Annotated in this window: 24 protein-coding genes; 9 read left to right on the top strand and 15 right to left on the bottom strand. The window is 67.0% G+C overall.

Going from position 1 to position 24,576, the window contains the following annotated elements; all coding sequences use genetic code 11:
* Positions 1-82 precede the first annotated feature (82 nt).
* The gene (locus GOPIP_RS04795) at positions 83-577 is read right to left on the bottom strand and encodes a DUF4188 domain-containing protein (protein ID WP_006368424.1); all 495 of its coding nucleotides are present in this window, start codon (positions 575-577) and stop codon (positions 83-85) included.
* A 48-nt stretch (positions 578-625) separates the two neighbouring features.
* Between GOPIP_RS04795 and GOPIP_RS04790 the strand changes: the two genes are divergently transcribed.
* Positions 626-1,222, top strand: coding sequence for a TetR/AcrR family transcriptional regulator (locus GOPIP_RS04790; RefSeq protein WP_006368423.1), 597 nt, complete (start codon positions 626-628; stop codon positions 1,220-1,222).
* A gap of 207 nt (positions 1,223-1,429) precedes the next feature.
* Here GOPIP_RS04790 and atzF read toward each other — a convergent pair whose 3' ends face one another.
* The 5 genes from atzF to GOPIP_RS04765 are packed head-to-tail and all read right to left on the bottom strand — an operon-like array spanning position 1,430 to position 8,290.
* Positions 1,430-3,091, bottom strand: a complete 1,662-nt coding sequence (atzF, locus tag GOPIP_RS04785) for an allophanate hydrolase (RefSeq protein WP_006368422.1) — start codon at positions 3,089-3,091, stop codon at positions 1,430-1,432.
* Positions 3,088-5,073, bottom strand: a complete 1,986-nt coding sequence (locus tag GOPIP_RS04780) for a 5-oxoprolinase/urea amidolyase family protein (RefSeq protein ID WP_006368421.1) — start codon at positions 5,071-5,073, stop codon at positions 3,088-3,090. The genes atzF and GOPIP_RS04780 overlap by 4 nt, the downstream gene beginning before the upstream one ends.
* Positions 5,070-5,741 (bottom strand): urea amidolyase associated protein UAAP2, encoded by a 672-nt coding sequence (locus tag GOPIP_RS04775; protein ID WP_006368420.1) that lies wholly within the window; start codon positions 5,739-5,741, stop codon positions 5,070-5,072. The genes GOPIP_RS04780 and GOPIP_RS04775 overlap by 4 nt, the downstream gene beginning before the upstream one ends.
* Positions 5,742-5,795: 54 nt before the next feature.
* The gene (locus GOPIP_RS04770) at positions 5,796-6,632 is read right to left on the bottom strand and encodes an urea amidolyase associated protein UAAP1 (protein WP_006368419.1); all 837 of its coding nucleotides are present in this window, start codon (positions 6,630-6,632) and stop codon (positions 5,796-5,798) included.
* 56 nt (positions 6,633-6,688) lie between these two features.
* The gene (locus tag GOPIP_RS04765; RefSeq protein ID WP_006368418.1) at positions 6,689-8,290 is read right to left on the bottom strand and encodes an amino acid permease; all 1,602 of its coding nucleotides are present in this window, start codon (positions 8,288-8,290) and stop codon (positions 6,689-6,691) included.
* A gap of 211 nt (positions 8,291-8,501) precedes the next feature.
* Here GOPIP_RS04765 and GOPIP_RS04760 point away from each other — a divergent pair, with 211 nt between their 5' ends.
* Complete coding sequence (locus GOPIP_RS04760; RefSeq protein ID WP_006368417.1) at positions 8,502-9,134, top strand: TetR/AcrR family transcriptional regulator; 633 nt, start codon at positions 8,502-8,504, stop codon at positions 9,132-9,134.
* A gap of 30 nt (positions 9,135-9,164) precedes the next feature.
* Here GOPIP_RS04760 and GOPIP_RS04755 read toward each other — a convergent pair whose 3' ends face one another.
* The gene (locus GOPIP_RS04755) at positions 9,165-10,820 is read right to left on the bottom strand and encodes a GGDEF domain-containing protein (protein ID WP_006368416.1); all 1,656 of its coding nucleotides are present in this window, start codon (positions 10,818-10,820) and stop codon (positions 9,165-9,167) included.
* 236 nt (positions 10,821-11,056) lie between these two features.
* Here GOPIP_RS04755 and GOPIP_RS04750 point away from each other — a divergent pair, with 236 nt between their 5' ends.
* Positions 11,057-11,560: a MarR family transcriptional regulator gene (locus GOPIP_RS04750; RefSeq protein WP_006368415.1), complete on the top strand. Its 504-nt coding sequence runs from the start codon at positions 11,057-11,059 to the stop codon at positions 11,558-11,560.
* Positions 11,561-11,674: 114 nt separating this feature from the next.
* Positions 11,675-12,544, top strand: a complete 870-nt coding sequence (locus GOPIP_RS04745; protein ID WP_043457255.1) for a type IV toxin-antitoxin system AbiEi family antitoxin domain-containing protein — start codon at positions 11,675-11,677, stop codon at positions 12,542-12,544.
* Between the two features lie 56 nt (positions 12,545-12,600).
* On the opposite strand, the gene mmsB is transcribed toward GOPIP_RS04745, so the two are convergent.
* From mmsB to GOPIP_RS04730, 3 genes are read right to left on the bottom strand one after another with little or no spacing between them, the layout of a single operon-like run.
* Positions 12,601-13,470 carry a 3-hydroxyisobutyrate dehydrogenase gene (gene mmsB, locus GOPIP_RS04740; protein ID WP_006368413.1) on the bottom strand — a complete coding sequence of 290 codons (870 nt, stop codon included), beginning with the start codon at positions 13,468-13,470 and terminating at the stop codon, positions 12,601-12,603.
* Positions 13,471-13,503: 33 nt separating this feature from the next.
* Positions 13,504-14,667: an acyl-CoA dehydrogenase family protein gene (locus tag GOPIP_RS04735; protein WP_006368412.1), complete on the bottom strand. Its 1,164-nt coding sequence runs from the start codon at positions 14,665-14,667 to the stop codon at positions 13,504-13,506.
* Between the two features lie 6 nt (positions 14,668-14,673).
* On the bottom strand, positions 14,674-16,203 hold the full coding sequence (locus tag GOPIP_RS04730) for a CoA-acylating methylmalonate-semialdehyde dehydrogenase (protein WP_006368411.1): 1,530 nt from the start codon (positions 16,201-16,203) through the stop codon (positions 14,674-14,676).
* Positions 16,204-16,386: 183 nt separating this feature from the next.
* On the opposite strand from GOPIP_RS04730, the gene GOPIP_RS04725 reads away from it, so the two are divergent.
* Complete coding sequence (locus GOPIP_RS04725; RefSeq protein WP_006368410.1) at positions 16,387-16,845, top strand: flavodoxin domain-containing protein; 459 nt, start codon at positions 16,387-16,389, stop codon at positions 16,843-16,845.
* Here GOPIP_RS04725 and GOPIP_RS04720 read toward each other — a convergent pair.
* Positions 16,775-17,797 carry a DMT family transporter gene (locus GOPIP_RS04720; RefSeq protein ID WP_006368409.1) on the bottom strand — a complete coding sequence of 341 codons (1,023 nt, stop codon included), beginning with the start codon at positions 17,795-17,797 and terminating at the stop codon, positions 16,775-16,777. The two genes, GOPIP_RS04725 and GOPIP_RS04720, sit on opposite strands and share 71 nt — an antisense overlap.
* A 56-nt stretch (positions 17,798-17,853) precedes the next feature.
* Here GOPIP_RS04720 and GOPIP_RS04715 point away from each other — a divergent pair, with 56 nt between their 5' ends.
* From GOPIP_RS04715 to GOPIP_RS04700, 4 genes are all read left to right on the top strand, one after another.
* On the top strand, positions 17,854-18,216 hold the full coding sequence (locus GOPIP_RS04715) for a hypothetical protein (protein WP_006368408.1): 363 nt from the start codon (positions 17,854-17,856) through the stop codon (positions 18,214-18,216).
* Positions 18,213-18,722 carry a SixA phosphatase family protein gene (locus GOPIP_RS04710; protein WP_006368407.1) on the top strand — a complete coding sequence of 170 codons (510 nt, stop codon included), beginning with the start codon at positions 18,213-18,215 and terminating at the stop codon, positions 18,720-18,722. The genes GOPIP_RS04715 and GOPIP_RS04710 overlap by 4 nt, the downstream gene beginning before the upstream one ends.
* Positions 18,723-18,869: 147 nt before the next feature.
* Entirely contained in the window at positions 18,870-19,244 is a 375-nt protein-coding gene (locus GOPIP_RS04705; protein WP_006368406.1) for an ArsR/SmtB family transcription factor, read from the top strand.
* Positions 19,245-19,576: 332 nt separating this feature from the next.
* Positions 19,577-20,191, top strand: coding sequence for a TetR/AcrR family transcriptional regulator (locus GOPIP_RS04700; RefSeq protein WP_006368405.1), 615 nt, complete (start codon positions 19,577-19,579; stop codon positions 20,189-20,191).
* Here the strand turns inward: GOPIP_RS04700 and GOPIP_RS04695 are convergent, their stop codons facing one another.
* From GOPIP_RS04695 to GOPIP_RS04680, 4 genes are all read right to left on the bottom strand, one after another.
* Entirely contained in the window at positions 20,192-21,127 is a 936-nt protein-coding gene (locus GOPIP_RS04695) for an esterase/lipase family protein (protein ID WP_006368404.1), read from the bottom strand.
* Between the two features lie 311 nt (positions 21,128-21,438).
* Positions 21,439-22,560, bottom strand: coding sequence for a DNA polymerase IV (locus tag GOPIP_RS04690; protein ID WP_138944074.1), 1,122 nt, complete (start codon positions 22,558-22,560; stop codon positions 21,439-21,441).
* 56 nt (positions 22,561-22,616) lie between these two features.
* Positions 22,617-23,390 (bottom strand): hypothetical protein, encoded by a 774-nt coding sequence (locus GOPIP_RS04685; protein ID WP_238534749.1) that lies wholly within the window; start codon positions 23,388-23,390, stop codon positions 22,617-22,619.
* A gap of 286 nt (positions 23,391-23,676) precedes the next feature.
* A complete protein-coding gene (locus GOPIP_RS04680; protein WP_006368401.1) occupies positions 23,677-24,576 on the bottom strand; it encodes a carbon-nitrogen hydrolase family protein in 900 nt (299 codons plus the stop codon).

The following is a 24,576-nucleotide window of genomic DNA, read 5'->3' as shown; positions in this document are numbered from 1 at the left end:
CGGCTAACCCGAGCCGCGCACCCAATTCATCATCAGGCCATAACGTGCAGTTTCGACAACATGTCGAGCGAGTCCGAAGCGCTCAGACCGAGTGCGACATCTCCGCCACGTTGTGCCGACTGCGCTGCGCGGCGGTCTTGGTTCCCGGACCCACCGGCACGGCACCCACCGCTTCGGCCAGACCCCACGGCGGCATCCCACTGGTGATCGTCTCGTGTTCACCGATCACGTAGGTCTCGTGCCAGATGCCGACGGCATTGCGATCGGCGAAGCGCTTGTTGAACCATCGCCACGCCGGCAGATGTGGCGCCTGGGCGTCGGCGGCGAACCGGCGGATGTCCTCCGCACTCCGCCAGTACGACACAACCATGATCGAAGGCCCGACATACAGCCGTCCCGACAGCAATCCGGCATCCGGATTTCGCTTGAGGTACACCAGCATTCGTGGCATGGCAAGGAACACGGCAAGCCACGCCCCGGGATGTCGGAGCCGCGGCATGCTCATGCCGATGAGGAACAGCGTTGTGCCCTCGGGCGGGGTCTTGTTGGTCATCCGTCGAGCCTCGCGTGCAGTCATGACGACTCCTCGTTTCGTAACGTTGTTACGAAACGATGTTATGGAACGATGGCGGGTATGGCAAGACCCAAGATCCACGACGACGACCTCCGCAGGCGCCTCGTCGACGAAGCCACCGCGATCGTCGAGACGGATGGGCTCGGGACGCTCTCGGTGCGATCGGTGGCGCGCGCGGCGTCGACATCGACCACCGCGGTGTATTCACTCTTCGGCAGCAAGGACGATCTCACCCGAGCGGTGCTGGTACGCGCGCTGCGTGACTTCACCGCGGCGCAACGCGAGGCGGGTACCGAGGAGCCGATCGAGCACGTCACCGGACTCGGAACCGCTTACGTCGGTTGGGCTTTGGCCAATCCCCGACTCTACGAGCTGATGTTCGGCCTGAGCGCACTCGGTATCGAGGCGACCGAGGAGACCATCGCGGCCGGCGCCGACGCCTTCGCCCCGTTACACGAAGCGGTGGCCGCGGCGATCTCCTCGGGCGCGTTCCGGCCGGCCGATCCGACGACGGTCACCGCGTCGTTGTGGGCGCAGGTACACGGCGCGTCACTGCTGATTCTCGCGGGCTTGTTTCCCGACGGCGCCGACCCCGTCCCCGCCATCTCGGCCATCGTCGACGGGTGGCGAGTTGACCCGATCAGGTGACGATTGATGGCCGCCGGGCACCGGATACCCATCGGCACAAGGGGTCTCGAGGCCTCGTCGCTGGCGCTCCTCGGCACCTCGACCATCGGGAGAAGAAACCTCGACCATCGGGAGAAGAACCGCCTCACCGTCGGGAGAAGTCACCAACTCGACCATCGAGGGAAGCTTCCATCGGGAGCACAACCGCCTCAACCATCGTTGGGAACGTCACCACCGATCCCGACCGAGCCTCTCCCCCTCGGCTCCCGCGTCGGCCGCGCAGCCGAATCCGACGACCCATCGACCGTCGGACAGCTCGACCCGACCCAGCATCATCGGTTCAGGTAGGGCGGCGAGGAACTCGCCGAGGGCGGAGGGCGAGAGGATCCATCGCTCTCCGTGAATCGACTTACCGCACTCCGGGTCTCGGATGAGACCCGGTTTGGGAGGTACGGTGTCGAGCTTCACCAGCCGATAGTTCGATGCGGTGCGTACCTCCCCCGCCCACCGGGCACCACGCCCGGACAACTCGTGGGTCAGCGGACCGCCCCGCATGTGCGCCCCGAAAACCGCCAATTCCACTCCGGCGGCATGCGATTCCGGCCACGCCGCACGCGGCACGCGGTCACCACAGTACCGGCGGGCGAGATCCATGATCGCCGCATCGTGATGCGCTTTGCCCAACAGCGTGATCCCGAATTGTGCTGTGCTGCCGTCCGGCTCGGTGACCGTGCCGGCGGGTACGGCGACCGCGCACAGGTCGAGGAGGTTGCAGAAATTGGTGTAGGTGCCCATCCTCGAGTTGACGCCGATCGGATCGGCGGTCACCTCGTCGATCCGGGGGTGGAGCGGTGCCGTCGGCACCATCAGCGCGTCGGAGTCACCCCACTCGCGCATCGCCCGCTCGCGCAGCTCGGCCAATCGCCGGTGTGCCCGCAGCAGGTCGACGGCGCTGAACCGATCGGCACCGGTGATGATCGCGGCGACCGTCGGATCGACGCCCGCAGCCACCGGATCGGCGAGTCCGGTGAGGAATTCACCCACCGCGTCGTATCGCTGCGCGACGAGTGCGTCGTCGTAGAGCAGCGTGGCGGCGGCGAGGAAAGCCGACAGATCGATGGTCTTCACCCGGAAGCCGGAGTCCTCGGCGCGTGTGACCGCTTCGGCGAAGGCTGCCCGCCACGCGGAGTCGAGTTCGGGAAGTTGTTCCGGGACGGCGAGTACCGGTGTCTCGGGGGCGGCGAAGGCGACGTGTCCGTCGAAGGGGCGGGGCCCGCGGGCGGCAGCCATCGCCGCCATGGCACGGTCGGCGGTGTCGAGGTCGGCGGCGAAAATTGTGACGACGTCATGATCGGCGCAGGCTGGCACCACACCGGTCGTGGACACCACGCCCACGGTCGGCTTGATACCGACGATGCCTTGCAGCGCCGCGGGAACCCGGCCCGAGCCGGCTGTGTCGGTGCCGATGGCGATGTCGGCGAAACCCAACGCCACCGCGACCGCAGACCCGGAGCTCGATCCACCGGAGATGCGGTCGAGACGACGCGAATCCCGCACCGCACCATGAGGACTGCGCGCGCCGACCAGTCCGGTCGCGAACTGGTCGAGGTTGGTCTTGCCGATCACCACCGCGCCCGCCGCGCGCAAGGCGGCCACCGCCGGGGCATCGGTGTCGGGGGTGTAGGCGTAACCGGGACACGCCGCGGTCGTCGGCACACCGGCGACGTCGACGTTGTCCTTGACCGCCAATACCGTTCCGGCCAGCGGCCCGGCCGCGGCGAGCGACTCCGCGTACTCGGCGGCGACCTGCGATTGCGGGCGCAGCGTGATGAAGACCTCCGGCCGGTCGGCCTCGGCGATACGTGCGTAGAGATCGTCGATGCGTGTCATGCGGCGAATTCCCCTCCCTGCGACCAGCGTTCGCGTTCCTCGGCGCGGGCACTCTCCATCGCCCCGCGGGTGGCGTCGATCTCGTCGGCGTGCGCGTCGAGGAACTGTTGGTGTGCCGACAACGAGAACATACCGTCGGTGATGCGGACGGAGTCGCCGCGGCCCGCGGCGACGTCGGCGCGCATGTCGAGGAGTTCCTCGGCGCTCACCGGATACCAGCGGATGCGGTCGAAGAAGCGCAGCAACCACGGGTGCTCCGGATCGAACCCGGGTGTGGTCTGCGGGTGTCGGTGATTCCACACCTGGGTGGTGCGGCCGACGAACTGGTATCCCCCGGGGCCCTCCATCCCATAGATGCAGAGGTAGGCACCACCGATGCCGACGGCGTTCTCCGGGGTCCAGGTACGCGCCGGATTGTATTTGGTGGTCACCAGCCGATGACGCGGGTCCAGCGGAACCGCCACGGGTGCACCGAGATACACGTCGCCGAGACCGAGCACCAGGTACTCGGCGTCGAAGACGATGCGGTGGACGTCGTCGACCGAGTCGAGCCCGTTCATCCGTCGGATGAACTCGATGTTCCACGGGCACCACGGCGCATCCGACCGCACGCCGAGCATGTACCGCTCGATGGCCTCGCGGGTCGCCGGATCGTCCCACGACAGCGGCAGATCCACCACCCGACTCGGAACCACGAGGTCGTCGGCGGACGGGAGCTGTGCCTCGCATTCGCTCAGCCACTGCAACATCGAGGTCTGTGACCAGACGTCCGGGTCGGCCTTGACCTGCAGCGAACGAATGCCCGGGGTGAGGTCGATGAGCCCACGCGGCCGTTCGGCGGCGATACGTTCACTCAGCGCATGCACGCGTGCTCGCAGCTCCAGATCCAGTCGCATGTCCCCGTATTCGACGAGGATGTTGTCGTCGCCGCTGCGCCGGTAGGTCACCTCGGTGGTGCCGTCGGCGGTGGTCGTGCGCCCGAGGATGCCGTGGTCGGCGTCGCCGCCGGTGGACAGCACGTGCGGGAAGCTCGCGCGGCGGTCGCGGCCCAGCGTCGACGGAGACGCCGCCGCCGTCGAGCGCACCGCCACGAAGCGCACCGTGTCGCCGGGCTTGAGTTGCCCGAGCTTCCATCGTTCGGCGGCGACCACGGTGACCGGGCAGACGAACCCGCCCAGCGACGGGCCGTCGGGCCCGAGCAGGATCGGGGTGTCCCCGGTGAAGTCCAGTGCGCCCACCGAATACGCGTTGTCGTGGATGTTGGACGGGTGCAGGCCGGCTTCGCCGCCGTCACTGCGCGCCCACCGCGGTTGGGGACCGATCAGACGGATGCCCGTGCGGTCGGAATTGAAATGCACCTCGTAGCCGGTCGACATCAGGTCGTCGATGTCGGCGGCGGTGAAGAACTCCGGCGCCGAGTGCGGACCGACGGTCACCGCGAGTTCCCACGAATTGGTCAGCGCCGGGATCTCGTCGGTGAGAATCCGGGTGATCGGCCCCGATCCGGCGGGCCCGATCGGGAGGGTATCGCCGTCGGCGAGGGTCCGTCCGTCCTTGCCTCCGAATCGTCCCATGGTGAAGGTGGATCGACTGCCGAGATACTCCTCGACGTCGATGCCGCCGGCAACTGCGACGTACACGCGCAAACCGACCGCCCCGACGGTCCCGATGTCGAGGACCTGGCCGGCCTGAAGATGCAGTGGAACCCATTGTGCAGCAGGTGTTCCGTCGATGGAGATACTCGCCGGTGCACCGGTGACGGCGACGACGGTGGATTCGTCGAAGCGCAGTCGGGGGCCGGCCATCGTGGCTTCGAGGCCTGCGGCCGAGTCGGGGTTGCCGACCGCTTGATTGGCAAGCCGGAACGACAGATCGTCCATCGGCCCCGACGGCGGCACCCCGACCTTCCAGTAGCCGGTGCGACCGGGCCAGTCCTGGACGGTGGTGAACGGTCCGGCACGCAGGATCTCGCACGCGGTCATCGGGTCACCACCACACGCACCGCGGTCGGGTCGAAACCGTTGCACGGGTTGTTGATCTGTGGGCAGTTGCTGACCAGCACGAGGGTGTCGACCTCTGCGCGCAACGCCAACCGACGTCCCGGCGCCGAGAGGCCGTCGACGATGCCGAGTGATCCGTCGGGGTCGACGGGCACGTTCATGAAGAAGTTGATGTTGCCGACCAGGTCGCGTTTGCCCAGACCGTGCCGTGCGCCGCCGATCAGGAAGTTCTCCACGCACGCGTGCTGGTGTTTGGTGTGGTGTCCGTAGCGCAGGGTGTTGGATTCCTGCGAGCAGGCGCCGCCAAGAGTGTCGTGATTGCCGACCTCGTCGGCGACGATGGTCATCATCGGTGCCGATTCCTGGTCCCGGATCACCGTTCCGGTGGTCAGGAAGATGTTGCCCTGCTCGGCGATCGTCGCCTGTGCGCTGTAGCGGATCGTGTGATCGTGGGCGCCGTAGAAGAGGGTATCGACAGCCTGGTTGCCGTGCAGATCGACGATGGTGAGAACGTCACCGGCGGTGACGATTCCCGACCAGGGACCGCGTTCGCCGACGATCTCGTCGAGGATCACCTCGCCGGGAACGAGTGCGATCTCATCGGCTGATGCCGTCGTCGGGTCGAGGGTCGGATCGAGTGTGGTGGTCATGGTTGTCCCTGTGGGTGTGATCGGGGTGGGTGTGGTCGCGGGTGGGTGTCGAGGTCAGAAATGGGTTGCGCGGTGGGCGTCTTCGCTGTTGGCGACGGCCCGTTGGTATTCGGGGTCGCGGCGCTCGGCGTCGGCGACGAGAGCCTCGAGGTCGGCGGTCGCGCGCCAGGCCAGCACCTCGAGTGGGCCGACCTCGAAATCGGCCGCGGGGTCGAGAGGGTGGGCGGTGTTGGCGAGGGCGACGATGCACGGGAGATGGAACATCAGTTCCACCGCCGTATCGGCGCCCGCCGACCCGGTGGAACGCAACGAGCCGTCGGCGTCGACGATGACGCCGTGGAAGAACGACAACGACGGTGCCACGTCGGTGGGTGTCAACCCGTTCTTGGCGGCGGCCAACACGAGCATCTCGCGTCCGGCAGGACTGCCCGAATGCGGGCTCCCGGCACCATATTTGGCGATGTTGCCGGCGAGGGTCGTGGTGCCGCAGAGTGCGTCGTGATGACGGCTGTCGTCGGCGACGACGGTGGCCAGCACCCGGCCCTGGTCACTGAGCAGCGGGTGCCCGGTCGTGAGGTAGGCCTGCCAGGGCACCTTGACGGTGTCGGCGACGTTGAGACGTTCATGGGGGGCGTCGGCACGCCATACCAGCAGGTGCGCACAGGCAGTTCCGGTGATGTCGCGCAGGCGAAGTCGGGTTCCCCGGGCGAGCACCTTGGTGGTGTAACGACCACCCGGGACGGTCTCGGCCCAGGTGAGGTCGGCGGCCTCGACGCCGGCGGGCGGGTGCGGCCATCCGGTGGCGGGCACCACCGGCATCGAGTCGGTCAGGGTTGTGGCCTGGGACCGGGCGTGCGCGCGGGCGCCGGCGGTGGTTGCGGTGGCATTCATGGTGAGAGTCCTTGGGATCGAACAGGTGTGGTGGTTCGGGGTGATCGACGTGGGAGTCAGTCGACGGTGGCGATGTCGCTGGTCTGGCGGCTGGTTGCGGCCCTGCCGATGGGAGTGACCGGCTTGGGATGCTCTTTTCCCCGGGGGTAGCAGGCGATTCCGACGAGCACCGTGATCGCGATCGAGATCGGACCGGCCCAACGCAGTATCGGCATGTCGCCTGCGGGGTCGAAGATCTCGGTGCGCGGCCAGGCGAGGTTCACGACCATCAGCGCCCCGTAGATCACCGCTCCCAGATTCACGACGATTCCGAATCGCCCGAGTCCGAACAGTTTCTTGCCCTCGGCGTCGACCTCGACGGTCCCCTTCGGCCAGCCCTGCAGACGTCGGTACAGCATCGGTCCGGTGACCGCGAGGTAGGCCAGGTAGATCAGGATGATGCAGACACTCGCGAGGGTCGCGAAGATCGCCGGGTTGCCGACGTTGACCAGGAGGGTCGCGACGCAGAGCAGCCCGATCAGGATGGACGGCGCGATGGGAGTTCCTGTGCGGGCGTTGACATGTGCCAGTCGCGCGGAGAAGGGCAGTCGGCCGTCGCGGGCCATCGAGAACATCAACCGCGAACACGCGGTCTGGATGGCCAGGGTGCAGATGAAGATCGCCACCGCGACGTCGCACAGCAGGACCTTGCCCCAGAAACCACCGAGCACCGAATCCAGCACGTACGGAAGGCCTCCGGTCGCGAGTTCGTCACCGAGTGTCGGAGCGGCCATCAACGCGCCGAGCAGCATCAGGCCACCACCGATCGCCGAGACGGTCAGCGCCATCCGGATGGTGCGCGGGGCGACCCGTCGGGGGTTGCGGGTCTCCTCGGCGAGCTCACCCGCAGACCCGAAGCCGACCATCACGTACGCGGCCATCAGACCCGAGACGATGAACGCCCAGATGTAGCCGGGTTGTTGTCCGGGTAGTCCGGTGTCGAAGACGACGTCGGGGCCGCGCTTGGCGTGGGTGAACAGTGCCAGCACCACAGCGGTGACGCCGACGAGCTCGCAGGTCACGCCGATGTTGTTGACGCGGCTCATCCACCGCACCCCGACGCAGTTGATCGCGGTGACGGCCACGAGCAGTACCGAACCGAGCAGGACCGCATTCGCCGCACCGGAGGTGCTGGTGAGCGTCGGGTCGTCCCCGATGATCTGAAAACCGGTCCAGACGGCGGGCAGGACGACCTGCAGGGCGATCGCCGCCGCGGCCGCGGTGACGATCTGCGCGATCATCATGAACCACCCACCGAACCAGCCGACGACTTCTCCGCCCATTCGGCGCGACCACTGGTAGATCGCACCCGAGATCGGGTAGCGCGCGGCGATCTCCGCGAAGCACAACGCCACCAGGAACTGGCCGCCGTAGACGATGGGCCAGGTCCAGAAGAAAGCCGGTCCGCCGAATCCGAAACCGAGACCGAACAATTGGAAGATGGTCGTCAGGATCGAGACGAACGAGAAGCCGGCCGCGAACGAGGCGAACTTACCGAGCGAGCGGTGCAGTTGCTGGTCGTAGCCGAGGTCGAGGAGGTCGTCGGTGTCACCCCCGCCCGACGACGGTGAGGCGGGAGTCGGGGTGGGCTCCGGGGATGAATGAGCGGTCATGGTCATGGCGATGTCCTTCGGTAGGGCTCCCCGTCGAGCGCTGTATCTGTCAGTTGATAGATAACCGTCGATCTATTTCTGTCGAGTGATAGATATGTTGCGGGCCGGGAAACCCCTGTGACAGCCGTGTTACGCACCGTTGCGTTAGGCTGATTCTGTCGCGAAACCGACCAGCATGCTTTCTTTCCGAGGAGCCGAGCGCGAGGAGCCAGCCGCCATGTCCCGTACCGCGCCTCCCCGCGGCACCGGCCCCGGGCGGCCTCGCCTGACCGAGCCCAAGCGGCGCGGAGCCACTGCACGCGACGAGATCCTCGACGCCGCAGGCGAGTTGTTCGTCCGTCACGGCTACAGCGGTACCTCGACGCGCATGATCGCCGATGCGGTCGGCATTCGGCAGGCCTCGCTCTACCACTATTTCAAGAACAAGGACGACATCCTCGCCGCGCTGCTGGACACGACCGTCGTCGGTTCGCTCGAGACCGCGCGCGAATTGCTGGGGTCCGATGCCCCCGCCCTCGACCGGCTCCTCGAACTTGCGCGCATCGACGCCCAACAGCTTGTCGACGCACGCTGGAATCTCGGCTCGCTCTATCTGTTGCCCGAGGTCGCCGACGAGCGATACGCCCACTTCCGTTCCGCCCGACAAGAATTGGCCGGAGCGTACGAGTCCCTGGCCGCCACGGCCCTCGACGACCCCACCGACATGCGCAGACTGCTACCCTTCCGCCTCGTCGAATCGGTGATCATGCTGCGTTCCGACGAACAACGCGGCGAACTCGGAGATCACACCGTCGCCGCGCTGGTCGACACCATCGTCGGCGCGATCCGCGTGCTGCTCGCTGCGCCGTGACGGCGGGGCCGGGCGCGGGCGCGATCCTCATCACACCGGCGGCGAACCGAGCGCCGCGACGCCGATGGCGCCGCCACCGGTGCGTTTGACGTCGAGCATCGCGCGGTCGGCGGCGAACAGGAAAGCGTCCGTGGTGGCGTTGTCACCGAGGTGGGCGATACCCACCGACACCGACACCGGTCCGTGTTCGGGGATCAGCGCAGCGGTCGTCTCGGCGATGCAGGACTGCAACCGTGCGAGTCTGGCGACCAACCCGGACTCCTCCATCGCGTTCAGGATGAGAACGAATTCGTCTCCGCCGTAACGGATTCCGCGCTCTCCTTCGCCGATGATCGCGCGGATACACGCACCGATGGTCCGTAACACCCGGTCCCCGTACAGATGACTGTGAGCATCGTTGAGCAGTTTGAAGTTGTCGACGTCGAGGAATGCGACGAACAGCGCGCGGTCGTCGTCCGAGGCTCGCGCCGCCGCCAGCTGGGTGTCGAGGCAGCGTCGATTGCCCAGGCCGGTCAACGGATCGGTGTGCAGGGCGGCCCGCTGACGCTCGACGTCGAGGCGTTCCCGCGCCTCGGCGAGTGAGCGATCGAAGGCCTGTGCCCGCGCGGCGTCCTCGGTCTGATGCTGACCGATCAACGCGGCCACCGCACGATCGGAGGCCTTCTCGGACTCATTGGGAGCGCGGCCCCTGCGCCGCAGATCGGCCGCCGCGATCAACAGGACCCAGTGCAACTCGGGCCGGGCATCGAGACCGGTGTTGCATTCGACGGCACGGTCCACCGCAGCGATCGCGCGATGATGATCTCCCCGCGCCGACGCGATACGCGCCCACGCGAGATTCACCACCGTCGTCGACGTCCCCGGCGGGCCGTGGCGATGGCGGTCGAGAATCGTCTCGTCGGACGGGCCGCCTGCCAACGCCGCAGCCGCGGCTTCGAGGGCCCGGATGTCGTCGGGCACCATCGCGGGGCGGCCGCACGGACCGTCGGCAGCTCGCCGAAAAGCCGCTGACGCCAAGGCAAAACATCGGGCCGCGTCTATGCGTGCGCGCAGCGCACTCTTGCCGCATCCGGCGTAGAAGTGATACCAGCCACGGATCAGCTCGCCGATGTTGCGGGTGGCGGGCTGGGCCACGGCGTCGGGAGAGCTCATCCGATCGATCCACACGCGTAACTGCACATCCAAGTTCAGGCCCAGCAGGGCGACGGCGGCATAGGTCATCGTCGCACCCATCAGATGCAGCCCGTCGAGACGCTCGGCCCAGCCCGGCTCGCGCCAAGACCGGCGGCCATACTCACGATCGAGGAGCGCAACGCCGAGGGCGAGGTCGCTCATCGATGCGGCGCTACGTCCGCGCGAGAAGTCCGTCGATGCCCGCACGAGGTGAGCAATCGAGCGCCACCGTGGATGGCCGCGAATCTCGGTGAGTCTCACCATCTCGTCGGCCAACGCCGACGCGTTCGTGTGGTCACCGAGATTGAACGTGCTCATCTGGTGGGCGTGCAGGACCCAGAAGGCCGAGTCGGACATCTCCCGCGGGTGCGCCGCGCGCCAGCGAGCACACTCTGCGCGCAATGCCCTCAAGCTGTCGGCGTCGGTGACCATTCCGTAGGCCCTGGATATGTCGGACTCGGTCAACACGTCGGGCAGAATCAACTCGGGCCCGAATTCCTCGATCTGACGCATGCGCGTCACCACCCCTAGTCGGCCTCTGATCTGTCTGCACCCCCGAATTTTCACCGTAACAAACCCGACTCCGGTCTGCCGGTCTTCGCGCACCGTCAACACCTCGCGGGGCCGACTACTCAGCTTTCATTCATTTGATGTCTATGTTTTTCTCAGCTCCCTCGGAGTCGCCGAGGACGCGGCTGAGCGGGCACGGAGCGAGAAACGCCGCCGCCCGAACGGATAGGGTATGACGCATGGCAGGCCGGAGCATGCGTTTCGATCCCATCGCCGAGGCGAAGGACAACTGGGCCTCGGCCGGATGGGGTGACGTCGCCGACGGAATGGTCGCGGTCACCTCGGTGATGCGCGCCCATCAGATTCTGTTGGCCCGTGTCGAGACTGCCTTGCGCCCTTACGATTTGACGTTCTCTCGCTTCGAGTTGCTCCGTCTGCTCGCGTTCTCCCGGCACGGCGCCCTCCCGATCACCAAGGCCAGCGACCGACTCCAGGTCCACGTCACCAGCGTCACCCACGCGATCCGTCGACTCGAGGAGGCGAAGCTGGTCCGGCGACTGCCCCACCCCACCGACGGCCGGACCACGTTGGTGGAGATCACCGACCTGGGGCGCTCCACCGTCGAGGACGCCACGACAACACTCAACCGCGAGGTGTTCGCCGACGTCGGCATGGACGGTGACGAGATCCGGGGTTTGGTCGGCGCCATCCACTCGCTGCGTCATCACGCGGGGGATTTCTGAGGGCTGATCGTCGTTCCGGGTGATGTTATGCCCGGAATGCGGGCACAACATCACCCGGAACACTGATCCGAGGCGTCGTGGAACCGACTGGCGGTGTCCCGCGTCGAATTCGTCATGGACATTCACGAGTTGTCGGTGCGACGTGACGGCGTGTTCACCACCGAGGAGGCGACTGCGTGCGGACTCAGCGCGTCGGCAATCCAACGACGGGTCGCCTCCGGCACCTGGCAGGTCGTCGCACGAGGGGTCTATCTCGTTGCCGGACACGCACGTTCGGATCGAGCGCAAGCGCGCATCGCGGTGCTCTCGGTACATCGGCAAGCCGTCCTGGGTGGAGCGGCGGCCGCGTGGTGGCTTGGCCTACACGCCACGGAGCCGCGCAAGCACGTGGTCTTCACCAGCACCCACGGGCGACATCATCGGTCGTCGGCTACCGCCGTGGCACGTTACCGACCACTGCAGGACAAGGACATCGTCGTCCACGACGGCCTCCGGACCACCGGCCCCGACCTGACCGTCCTCGACGCCGCACTCGACTTGGGAATGTCGGTGATCGACTCGGCCCTCCTGTCCCGGTGCGTCACCCCCGAGTCGCTTGCGGCAGCGCATGCCCGGTACCCACGACGCCGCGGCGCGGCACAAGTGGCGCAGTATCTGCGGCTGGTCGGCGACGGTGCACGATCCGAGGCCGAACGACTCACGGTGAAGCTCTTCCGCTCGGCTTACATCACCGGGTGGGTCGCCAACCTGCCTTCGTGCGGGTACGTCATCGACTTCGCATTTCCCGGCCATATGGTCGCGGTGGAAATCGACGGCTTCGGCTTTCACCGCGACGCGGCAACGTTTCAACGAGACCGCACCAAGCGCAACGCACTCGTCGCGGCGGGGTGGACGGTACTCAACTTCACGTGGTCCGACCTGATCGACCGCCCGACCGTCGTGGCTGACCGGGTCGCGCAGGCGCTGCGGTCATCGGCAGCGTGACTCCGGGTGATGTTGTGCCCGGATTGCGGGCACAACATCACCTCGAACGGCTCACCTCAACGCAAGGTCTCGATGATCGCCGAGAAATCCAGTCCCGCGTTCTGCTCGGCGAAGGCCCGATACAGTTGCGCCGCATGGGTTCCCAGCGGGGCGCGGGAACCGGTGTCGGCGATGGCGTCCATGGCCAGGCCGAGGTCCTTGTTCATCAACGCGGTGGCGAATCCGGGTTTGAACTCGTTGTTGGCCGGCGACGTCGGCTGCGGGCCGGGCACCGGACAGTTGGTCTCGATGGCCCAGCAGTTGCCGGTCGCACCGGTCACGACGTCGTAGAGCGCCTGGTCGGAGAGGCCGAGTTTCTCGGCGAGGACGAAGGCCTCGCCGACCGCGATCTGTTGCACGGCCAGCAGCATGTTGTTGCAGACCTTCGCGGCCTGCCCGGCACCCGTGTCACCGCAGTGGATGATCTTGCCCGCCATGGGATCCAGGGTGGTGCGCGCCGCGGCGAAGGCCTCCTCGGTGCCACCGACCATGAACGCCAGGGTGCCCGCGGTCGCGCCCTTCACACCTCCCGACACCGGGGCGTCGACCTGCGCGAAGCCGAGATCACCGGCGCGCGAATTGATCTCACGGGCATCGGCGACCGAGATCGTCGAGCTGTCGATGAACAGCGTTCCGGTGGCGCTCGCCGGGAGGATCTCGTCGTAGAGTTGCTTGACGATCGCGCCGTTGGGCAGCATCGTGATCACGACCTGCGCGACCGCGACGGCTTCCACCGCGGTCGGAAAGGTCTCGATACCGTTGTTCTGCGCGGCTTTCACCGCCTCGGGCACCGGATCGAAGCCGTGCACCGTGTGCCCGGCCTTGACCAGATTCGCCGCCATCGGCCCACCCATGTTGCCCAGTCCCAGAAAGGCGATCGTCGTCATTGTCGAATCTCCATATCGAATCTCTCGGTGATGTCAGTTCGAGAAGCGCGATGCGATGGACCGACCCACCACGACTCGCATGATCTCGTTGGTCCCCTCCAGGATGCGGTGCACGCGCAGATCCCGGACGATTTTCTCGATTCCGTACTCGGCCAGGTACCCGTAGCCGCCGTGCAGTTGCAACGCCTGGTCGGCGACGGAGTAGCACGAGTCGGTGACGTAGCGCTTGGCCATCGCACACTGTTCGACCTTGTCCGGGGCGCCGGCGTCGAGTGCACTCGCCGCGTGCCACAGCATCAGGCGCGAGGTGTGCAGCGAGGTCGCCATGTCGGCCAGCGTGAACCGGATGGTCGACTCGTCGATCAGCGCCGCCCCGAAGGCTTTTCGGGAGGCGACGTAGGCGGCCGCCTTGTCGAAGGCCGCCTGCGCACCACCCAACGACGACGCCGCGATGTTGAGCCGGCCGCCGTTGAGGCCGTTCATCGCGATACCGAATCCGATGCCCTCGGTGTTACCGAGGAGGTTGGTCGCCGGAACCCGCACCTCGTCGAGGATCACTTGCGCGGTGGGTTGGGCGTGCCACCCCATCTTGTGCTCCTGGGCACCGAAACTCAGCCCCGGCGAGTCCTTCTCGACGAGAAAGGTGGAGATGCCCTTGGGCCCGGCATCCCCGGTCCGCGCCATCACGACGTAGAGATCCGACGAACCCGCACCGGAGATGAACTGTTTGACGCCGGTGAGCACGTACTCGTCCCCGACCCGCTCGGCACGGGTCGACAACGCTGCCGCGTCCGAACCGGCACCCGGCTCGGTGAGGCAGTAACTGGCGACGGTGTCCATGCTCGCCAGCCGTGGAACCCACTGTGCGCGTTGTTCATCGGTGCCGTACTCGTCGACCATCCACGTACACATGTTGTGGATGGACAGGAAGGCGGCGACCGCCGGATCGGCGTAGGCGAGCTGTTCGAAGATCCGCACCCCGTCCAGTCGGCGCAGACCACTACCACCGGCATCCTCGGCGCAGTAGATCGCACCCATGCCGAGCTGCGCGGCCTCGCGCAGCTCGGCAACCGGGAAGTGGTTGTCAGCGTCCCACCTCAGAGCATGTGGGGCAATGCGTTTCGCCGCGAAGTCGGCCGCGGTCTCGACGATGACGCGCTCGTCGGCGTCGAGACCGGAGTCCACGAAGGTCGTCATCGCCGATCAGTCCATCGTCGGGATGACGAACTCCGCGCCGTCCTTGATGCCCGACGGCCAGCGTGAGGTGACGGTCTTGGTCTTGGTGTAGAACTGGATCGACGCCGGACCGTGCTGGTTGAGGTCGCCGAAGCCCGACCGCTTCCAGCCGCCGAAGGTGTAGTAGGCCACCGGAACCGGGATGGGAACGTTCACCCCGACCATGCCCACCTCGACGCGGGCGGTGAAGTCGCGGGCGGCGTCACCGTCCTGGGTGAAGATCGCAACACCGTTGCCGTACTGGTGATCCGAGGCCAGGGCGAGCGCGTCGTCGTAGTCGGCGGCGCGCACGATGGCCAGCACCGGACCGAAGATCTCGTCGGTGTAGATCGACATGTCCTTGGTGACATGATCGAACAGCGTCGGGCCGATGAAGAAGCCGTTGGACAGGTCCTCGTCACCGAAGGTCTGCTCGTTGCTGCCCCGTTCCCGACCGTCGATCACCAGGTCGGCACCCTCCTCGACGCCCTTGCCGATGTAGGTGCGCACCCGCTCGAGTGCGGCTGCGGTCACCAGCGGCCCGTAGTCGGCCTTCGGGTCGAGGGAGTGTCCGACGCGCAACGCGTTGACCTTGTCGACGAGCTTGGCGCGCAACCGTTCTGCGGTCTGTTCCCCGACCGGTACCGCCACGCTGATCGCCATGCACCGCTCCCCGGCGCTGCCGTAGCCGGCGCCGATCAATGCATCGACGACCTGATCGAGGTTGGCGTCGGGCATGATGATCATGTGGTTCTTGGCGCCACCGAAGCACTGCGAACGCTTGCCGTTCGCCGCGGCGGTGGAGTAGATGTACTGCGCGATGTCGGAGCTGCCGACGAAGCCGAGTGCCTTGACGTCGGGGTGATCGAGCAGCGCGTCGACGGCCTCCTTGTCGCCATGGACGACCTGGAACACACCGTCGGGAAGCCCTGCCTCGGTGAACAATTCGGCGAGGCGGACCGGAACCGACGGGTCCCGCTCGCTGGGCTTGAGGATGAAGGCGTTACCGCAGGCGAGTGCCGGACCGGCCTTCCACAGCGGGATCATCGCCGGGAAGTTGAACGGGGTGATGCCCGCGACCACACCGAGGGGCTGACGAATCGAGTGCACGTCGATGCCCGAACCGGCGCCCTCGGTGAACTCACCCTTGATCAGATGCGGGATGCCGATCGCGAATTCGATGACCTCGATGCCGCGCTGGATGTCGCCGAGGGCGTCGGCGTGGGTCTTGCCGTGCTCGAGCGAGAGGGTGGTGGCGATCTCGTCGGCGTTCTTGTTCACGAGATCGACGAAGCGCATCAACACCCGGGCGCGCCGTTGCGGGTTCCACGCGGCCCACTCCTGCTGGGCCTTCTTGGCGGTCTCGACCGCCTTGGCCACGTCGTCGGTGCTGGCGAGCGGAACCTGCGCCGCGACGGCGCCGGTACTCGGATTGAAGACGTCGGCGAAGCGACCGCCGTCGGCGGTCACCTTGGTGCCGTTGAGGTAGTGCGGGATGGAGGTGGTGGTTGTACTCACCGCGAGATCACCTGGACTTCTGCTCGGGTTCTGGGGACAACCCCAATACTAGGACATCCAAGTAATTGCGCAAGGGTCGGCCGTCACGAACCGGCGGCGAATGTGGTGAGCAGCACGGACCGGACCGGATGGTGAAGCGCGAGCGAATTAGCGTAGCCTTGCCATGTTTCTGGAAGGAGTCCCATGTCCGTCGTCATCCTCTACGGCACCGAGACCGGCAACAGCGAGTTGGTCGCCGATGCCATCGCCGACGTCCTGAGCGTCGATCACGATCCGTCGATCTACGACATGAGCGAGTTCGCGGTGGAGGATCTCGACGCCGAGGACTTCCTCGTGGTGATCTGCTCCACCTACGGTGAAGGCGAGTTGCCCACCGGCGCCGAGCCGTTCGCCGACGAACTCGACGCCCTGGCCCCCGACCTGTCCGGCCTACGGTTCGCGGTGTTCGGGCTCGGCGACACGGTCTACGGCGAGACCTTCAACCGCGGCGGTGAACTGATGGCCGAGAAACTCACCGCACGGGGCGCCACGCAGGTCGGCGAGCACGCCCGCCACGACAACTCCTCGGCGGTCAAGCCGAGCGTGATGGCCGCGACGTGGGCGCAGAATCTGATCCCCGTGATCGATCCGGTAACCGCCTGATCTGATCACTGCCAGTCGACGCTCCGGGCTCGGGCTGGGCCCGGGGCGTCGACGCATCCCCGGTCGGATCGACCCCCGCGTCCTCGGAGACAGGGCCCTCGGAGACCGTAGGCGCCGGCTGGCCGGGCAAGGTGCCGCACCGGACCGCCGATTCCTTGGCCAGCTCGACGACCGACCGGATCATCACCGCCAACACCACTCCGAGGAACAGGGCCGTGGTCGTCGAGACCTTGAGGTTCTCGCCGAGCAGCACCACGCCGAGTGCCATCGCCACCGCGGGTTCCATCACATTCATCGCCGGGAACGACGTCTGCAGGTCGCCGGCACCGAAACCCTTCTGCTGGGCGAGGATCGCGCCGGTGGCGACCACGACGAACAGGTACAGCTCGGGGTGCATGAACAGGTGCACCGGATGATGCAGCAGCTGGTAGACGATGGTCTTGATCAGCAGCGCCGACACCCCGAACAGGGTGCCCGCGGCCAACCCGTAGAACAGCGCCCGATAGTGCGGGGTCGAACGCTCGGCACAGACCACACACAACACGATCACCGCGGCGACCGCGGCGACCGTCGCCCACACGACCAGGTCGTGCGGTCGGCGCATCGACGGTTCGGGGCGCGAGATGAGCAGGAACGTTGCCACGCAGATCACCAGGACCGCACCCCATGCCCACTCGCGCTTGGCGGGATGGCGCCGATCGGCCCACGCCTCGAGCGGCAGGGCGAACAGCACCGCGAGGACCACGAGTGGCTGCACCAGCAGGATCGATCCGAGGCCGAGCGCAGCCGCCTGGAGCGCGAACCCGGCGATCGCGATGGACGCCCCCACCCACCAGCCGCGGGTGATCGCACCCGACGCCCGGGACGCACGCTGACGCAACACGGTTCCGGCGGCGATCAACAGTGCCGCGAGAACCGCGAGTATCGCCGGAACCCAGGAATGCACGTCCACAAGGCTAACGGTGTGCCTACCCGCGAGGCGAGGTTTGCACGTCGTAGGTTGGATGCATGCGGTTGCGATCAGAACTGGAGATCCTCGCGACCCTCGATGCCACCACGATCGAGGCCGTGTGCACCGACCCCTCGCTCATCGACCACCTGATCGTCGGGTGCCTGGACGAGGCCGCCGACGCCGACACCGCCGCCGAACTGGCCGAGACCTGCGCCGACGCGGCCACCGAGGCGGATGCCGACGACCCCGGCCGGGATCATGACGCGTGGGATCACGCCGCCGAGTTGGCCTGCTTCCACCGGCAGGAGGCCGCGGCGTGGCGGGCCACCGCCCGGGTGTTGGCCCGCTCACAGCGCTCCCGCGACACGCCGTCGTCGCGCCCGGCGACGACGACCCGCAACGGCCGAGGCGTCGCGTGAGCCATGCCGACACCGCCGGCCCCCGGCGGACGCTGGTCCTCATGCGCCACGGCAAGTCCGGTTACCCGCCGGGCGTCGGCGATCACGGGCGCCCGCTCGCCGACCGTGGTCGGCGCGAGGCAGCCCTGGCCGGTCGATGGATGAGCGAGGAGGGACTGTCGGTCGACGCCGTGCTGTGTTCGACGGCCACGCGCACCCGGCAGACCCTCGACCGGACCGGGATCGGCGCCCCGACCGTCTACCTCGACGACCTCTACGGCGGCAGTCCGTTCGACGTGCTCGAGGCGCTGCGCATCCACGCACCCGCCAACGCCGCGACCGTGCTCGTCGTCGGTCACGACCCGGGTATGCCGACCACCGCGCTCACCCTCGACCCCGAGGGCAGCATCGATCGCTTTCCCACCTCCGCCTACGCGGTCGTGCGCATCGGTGTGACCTGGGAGACGATCGGCGTCGACCACGATCCCGACGCCCGCCTCCTGGGTGTGCGCGTTCCGCGCGACTGACCTCGCTCGGGCAACTTCGTCGGTCACGCCCGTGTCCTGCGATCTCGGACTTGTCCCGGGCTGCCCGGCGTCGTATTATCGATTTCGCAATCACGTAATCCATCAATTCATCGTTGACTCCAAGCGGTGAATGACCGAGGAGCCCCCGTGTCGACATCCGGTTTCTCCGGCACCGATCAGCCGCTGTATGAGATCAAGGCCAACCTGTTCAAGGCGCTCGCCCATCCGGCGCGTATCCGGGTCCTCGAGGTCCTCTCGGCCAACGACTCGCCGACCCCGGTGAGCGAACTCCTCACCATCATCGACATCGGCCCGACCACCATGTCGCAACATCTCGCAGTCCTCAAACGGCATCACGTGGTCCGCTCGACGCGCACCGGCAACGCCGTGTTCTACACGCTCGCCCACCCGAAGGTGTCGGAGTTGTTGCTCATCGCCCGGACCTTCCTGTCCGACACACTCGACGAGCAGCGCGAGCAGTACGACGCGATCTCCGCGTTACCGCCCGTCGTCCGGGCCTGACGGCACGCGGTCCACCTTTACCCATCCCCCGACATTCCCGGTGACCGTGGTGAACCCACCCGACCGGACGTGCCGTCGCCGGGTAAGCCATTGCGGCCGAACGGATGTGGCCAATACCGTGCATTCGCCGCCGCGCCAGGGACTCAGACGGGGCGCAGCAGGTCGCGGACGGCGGGCGTCGATGTGAGTACCATCCGTGATGTTCACTGTTCGTCCACTGAGCATTGTCCATAGAGATATGTCCATCGAGTTGTGTCCACCAACTCACGTCCACAGCAGAACAAAAGTCTCGGCCGACCTACCGTCGACCGGACCACACAGAGGAGAACCCGATGCGGTTGAGTGTCGCCGAGCGACGCCGACTCGCCATCGAGGCCACCTTGCGGGTCATCGCGACCGAAGGTGTCGAAAGCGCCACCACACGACGGATCGCCCTGGAGGCGGGCGTTCCGCAGTCGGGGCTGTTCTACGCTTTCGACAGTCGCGACGAGTTGCTCGCGGCAGTGGCCGAGCATGGCATCAACGAGGAATTGGATGCGCTCAACGAGCGGATCCGCGCGCTCGAGGAACGCTCGAGCGACGCACCACTACATCCGCGCGAGGTGATCCGCGCCGGATTCGAGAGCTTCGCCGGAGACGTCGTCGGCAACGCCACCCGCGAGCATGCGCTGATCTCGCTCGGACTGTTCGCGCGCCGGACGACGGGCTTGGAACCGCTGGCCGAATATCTGTACGCGCGCTACACAGAGTTGGTCATCCGGATGCTGCGCGAGGGCGCGCGGCTCGGCGGATTCCGTTGGGCGGTACCCGAAGAGCAGATCGCACCCGCAGTGGTGGCAGCCGCCGACGGGCTCACCCTCGGCTTTGTGATGACCGGTGATCAGGTATCGCTCGAGCACACCACCGATGCCTTTGTCCGAATGCTCGGCACGTACGTCACCGTCTGATCAGCCGCCGGTCACCGGCGACACCGGTACGCACGGCACCGGTCCGGGATGGGCCGGGTCGAGGGCGTTGAGCACCAACGCGGCCGATCGCCGGTTCGCCACGATGGACAGATGGTCGGCGTGATCGATCGGACAGCCGTCCTGCACAACGATATTGGTGACGTCGGTGCCGGGCGGTCCGGGAAGGATGCCCGCCGAGTACGGGGTGACGATCTCGTCGTCGCGCGTCACGATGTTGGTGTACCGCACCCCCGGTAGGTAGGGCGTGGGCAGGCGGACCGCCTGGTTGAAGTTCAGATCCGCCGGCGCAGGCGTGCATTCGGGACACGCCGGATGAGCGGGCGGTGCAATCCCCAGTCGCGCACGGAATGCGGCGATCGTCTCGCCGCGGACGTCGTCGTCGTCGGGGCCCTGACGCCAGTACGGCGCGAGCGACACGTAGTGGGCCACATGGCCGCGCCCACCGAGGTATTTCAGCCAGTAGGTGGGGATCTCGGTGCCCAACGAATGTCCGACGATGTCGACCTGATCACTGCCGGTCGCGGCGCGCACGTGGTCGATGAATTCCTTGACCTGCCAGGCACTGTCGGGTTTGGGTCCGAGTCCGCCGAGCGCCGAGACCGGCCACACCGTGCCGAGGGCACCGTAGGTGGGTGCGAACACGCAGTAGCCGGCGTTGACCAACACCGGCGCCAGCGTGGCCCAATTCGTCTGCTGCCCACCGCCGCTGCCGTGAACCAGGATCACCGGCCGTGGGTGGGTGGCCGACGGGCGGCACGAGTAGTCGTTGGTGCCGGGCAGCGACCCGCCGGGATGGGCGAGTTCGGCGGAGATACCGGCCAGGAAGTCGTAGGTCACGGGTAACGGGGTGTGCGGCCGGGCCTGGGCCGTCCCGATCCCGAGAGCCCCGATCCCGAACACGGAGCCCACGACCATGGCCGCAACGACGACGACCGACGCGACGCGAGGTCGTCGGACCCGACTCCCCGGCGGACGGCAGGACCCGGAGCGGCGCACGTGGTGTTCGAGAAGAGACGACACGCCTTACCGTAACCCCGGGCGGCGACGGTGGAGAAGACCTTGCTCCCCCGCAGATGCGCCGCAGCTGGTGCCGTCGCCCACCCCGCGTGGCCCGGTCGGCGATGCGCCGGGACTCCGCGACGCGGGTACGCCAGAGGCGTCCGCCGGGGTGCGGTCATCGGGAAAGCATCGCGAGGACTCGACGCGCCGACCCGAAATCCGTCCGCTCAGTCCGGCTCGCCCCCGTCTGCCACAGCGCCGTCCGAGTCCTCGACGAGGTCGAGGCGCACCCCCAGCAGTCGGATCGGTCGTCCCTGTTCGAACTTGCCCAACAACTCCACGACGACCGGGGTGATCACCGCCGCGTCGGTGCCGGGGGCCGGCAACTTTCGCGACTTGGTCCGGGTGTAGAAGGTGGAGGTGCGTACGGTGACGGCCACCCGAAAGGCCACCCGCCCCTCCGCGACGACCTGGGTCAGCAAATCCTCGGTGAGTTCGGTTGCTGCCGCAGCGATCTCATCGGGCTCGGTGAGATCGGTGGCGAAGGTCCGGGATTTGGAGTGGGATTTCGCGACGAACGGTTCGACGGTGATGGTCGAGTCGCCGCCGCCACGGCAGAGTACATACAACCAGTTGCCCTGGTGCGGGCCGAATCTCGCGATGAGGTCCTCGCGGGAGGTGGCGATGAGCTCGTCGACCGTGTTCACCCCCATCTCGGTCAGCTTGTCCGCGGTGCGCGGGCCGACACTCCACAGATCGCGGGTAGGGGCAGAACCCATGAGCGGCAGCCAGTTCCGGTTGTCGAGTAGGAACACACCACCCGCCGACTCGTCGCGCTTGGCGAAGCCGGTGGCCATCTTGGCACGTTGTTTGTTGTCGCTGATGCCGATACGACACGACAACCCACTGCGGTGCGCGACCTGTTCGCGCAGTCCGGTCGCGAGGGTGCGGATCTCGGCGTCGGTCCCGTCGTCGACCCCGGCGTAGGCCTCATCCCAGCCCCAGACCTCGATGGGGTGTCCCGACTCCCGCAGGATGTTCATGACCTGGGCCGACGCCGCGTCGTAGGCCGCCATGTCGAGCGGCAGATACACCGCATCGGGCATCTTGCGGTAGGCGGCCCGCAGCGGCATCCCCGCTCGCACACCTACCGCACGCGCCTCGTAGGACGCACAGGTCACCACCTTGCGCGCCTCGGTCGGATCCCCGTTACCACCGACGATCACCGGCACACCGACCAATTCGGGGCTGCGCAACCGCTCCACCGCGACCTGGAACTGGTCGAGGTCGATGTGCAGGAGCCACCGATGACGCACAGGAGTCGGCGATCGGTGGCTCGGCTCACTCACCTTCGCCACGATACCGCCGACGTCGTGGTCCCGAGCGTGATCGGGGATGGGCGAGATCAGACCGAGCCGAGCAACCTGAGTCCGACCTGTTCGCATGCCAGCGCCAACGAGTGCCGGTTGTAACGCAGCAACGTCAGATCCGACGTGCCCGGGGCCAACCGGTCGCCGACGGCCGGCAGCCGTTTCTCGTCGGGGACCGAGAAGAACGACGCCGCCTTGCTGACGGTGATCTCGAACCACGCCCGGCGTGGGCTCGTCAGCGCCGGCACCACTTGCGCGAGAACCGTATTCATCATCGCGCGATCGCGATGCAGCGGCGGCGGAACGAGATTGAGCGACCGCGACGCCGTCGCCACGTCGGTGGGATCGCTCAACGCATGCGCGGCGACCAGCAGAAAGGCCAGGCGTACCAGATCCGACCTGGCGGCGTCGTCGCCCTTGGCAGCATCGGACAGCAAGAAGCCCTGGGCACGCACCGGCAGTGCACCGGCGACCCCACGCAAGGGGTTGCTTGCGCCCCGATCCACAGGGCTCCGATCATCGAGCTGCCGGCCATCAAGGCGACGGCCATCGAGGTGACGGCCTCCGAGGGCGTCGCGCAGCATGCCCGCCAGGACGTCACTGGTTCGCAGATGCCTTGCGATCGAGGCGCGCACCTGGGTTCGCGCCGACTCGTCGAGCTCCCACGGCGCCGACGATGACGCGTCGGTCCCGTTGTCGCACACCAGCATCCGCAATGCGGGTAGCACGATCACCTCTTCGACGTCGTAGGCCTCGAGGATCGCGTTTCCGCCGAGAAACGCTCGGCGAGTCCGTGTTTCGCACTCCATGAAGTCGAACAAGATGCAGCCCCCACGTTGAATCGATGGTCCGCCGACGTCCCCGAGCGTCAGTTACTCACGAGTAGGTCTCGTACTGAGGAGTAAGTTAGACCACATTGGGTGCCGTGTCCAGATCTGGCCCACAATCTCTTGTGGTAACGCGTGTATACGAATTGCACACGGGCCGAACGCAATACAGACCAGCGAACATCCGGTGTCAACAGGCGAAGTGTGCGCAGCATCGACGAGGGGCGGTTCACTCCCGGCGAGGCATCAGCTCAGCAGGCTCGCGCCGTCAGTACAACTCCGGACGTCGATCGGCGAGATACCGCCAGGTCTCACGTGACCATCGGAGAGTGTCACGGTCGGCAGTGGCGAGGATGACCTGCTCGTCGCGCCCCGCCGAGACGTCGATGGTGCCGCCGGGGCCGATCATCTCGCTGAGACCGCCGAACGACAGTTCCCGTTCGCTACCAACATAATTCGCGTAGGCGAGGTACACCTGATTCTCCAACGCCCGCGCCGGCAGGAGGATCTGCTGCACCTTGTCGTATTCGGGCATGTTCGCCGTCGGCACACACACCACATCGGCTCCGCGGATCGCCAAGTCGCGCACCATTTCCGGGAACTCGACCTCGTAACAGATGAGCATGCCCAACCGCCATGACCGGAAGTCGATCACCGGCGCACGCGTCGTACCGGCGGTCACCATCGCGACGTCGAGGTCGCCGAAGAGGTGCGTCTTGTGATGGGTCGCGATCGTCACGCCGTCGGCGTCGACGAGCCGAATGGTGTTGTACACCGCCTCTTTCACACCGGCGCCCAACCGATGAGCGTCGGTCACGCGCTCGGCGCACCCGTAGAGCACCGCGAGGCCGTAGCGCGAACACAGTTGCGCCACCGATGCAGCGATCGGGCCGTCGGCCTCATCGGCTCGTGCGCGCGCAGCCGCGGCGCCGATGTTGTAGCCGCACAGGAACATCTCGGGGGTGATCAGCAAGTCGGCCCGCCCGGCCACGTCGGCCATGGTGTGCTCGAGCCGGTCCAGGTTCTCCGCGATGACGCCTGCGTGATCATCGCGGTCGGAATCGGGAAGCGGTGAACACTGCCAGAGGGCCAGGCGCAGGGTGTTGGGCGATCCGGTGTTCGGCGACCCGGCGTGCGGCGATCCGGAATCCAGCGACTTGTCGGTCAT

The sequence above is a fragment of the Gordonia polyisoprenivorans NBRC 16320 = JCM 10675 genome (genome assembly GCF_000241325.1).
Lineage (GTDB): Bacteria > Actinomycetota > Actinomycetes > Mycobacteriales > Mycobacteriaceae > Gordonia > Gordonia polyisoprenivorans.
Note: the sequence above shows the minus strand (reverse complement) of the source record. Positions and strands in the feature narration are given on the sequence as shown.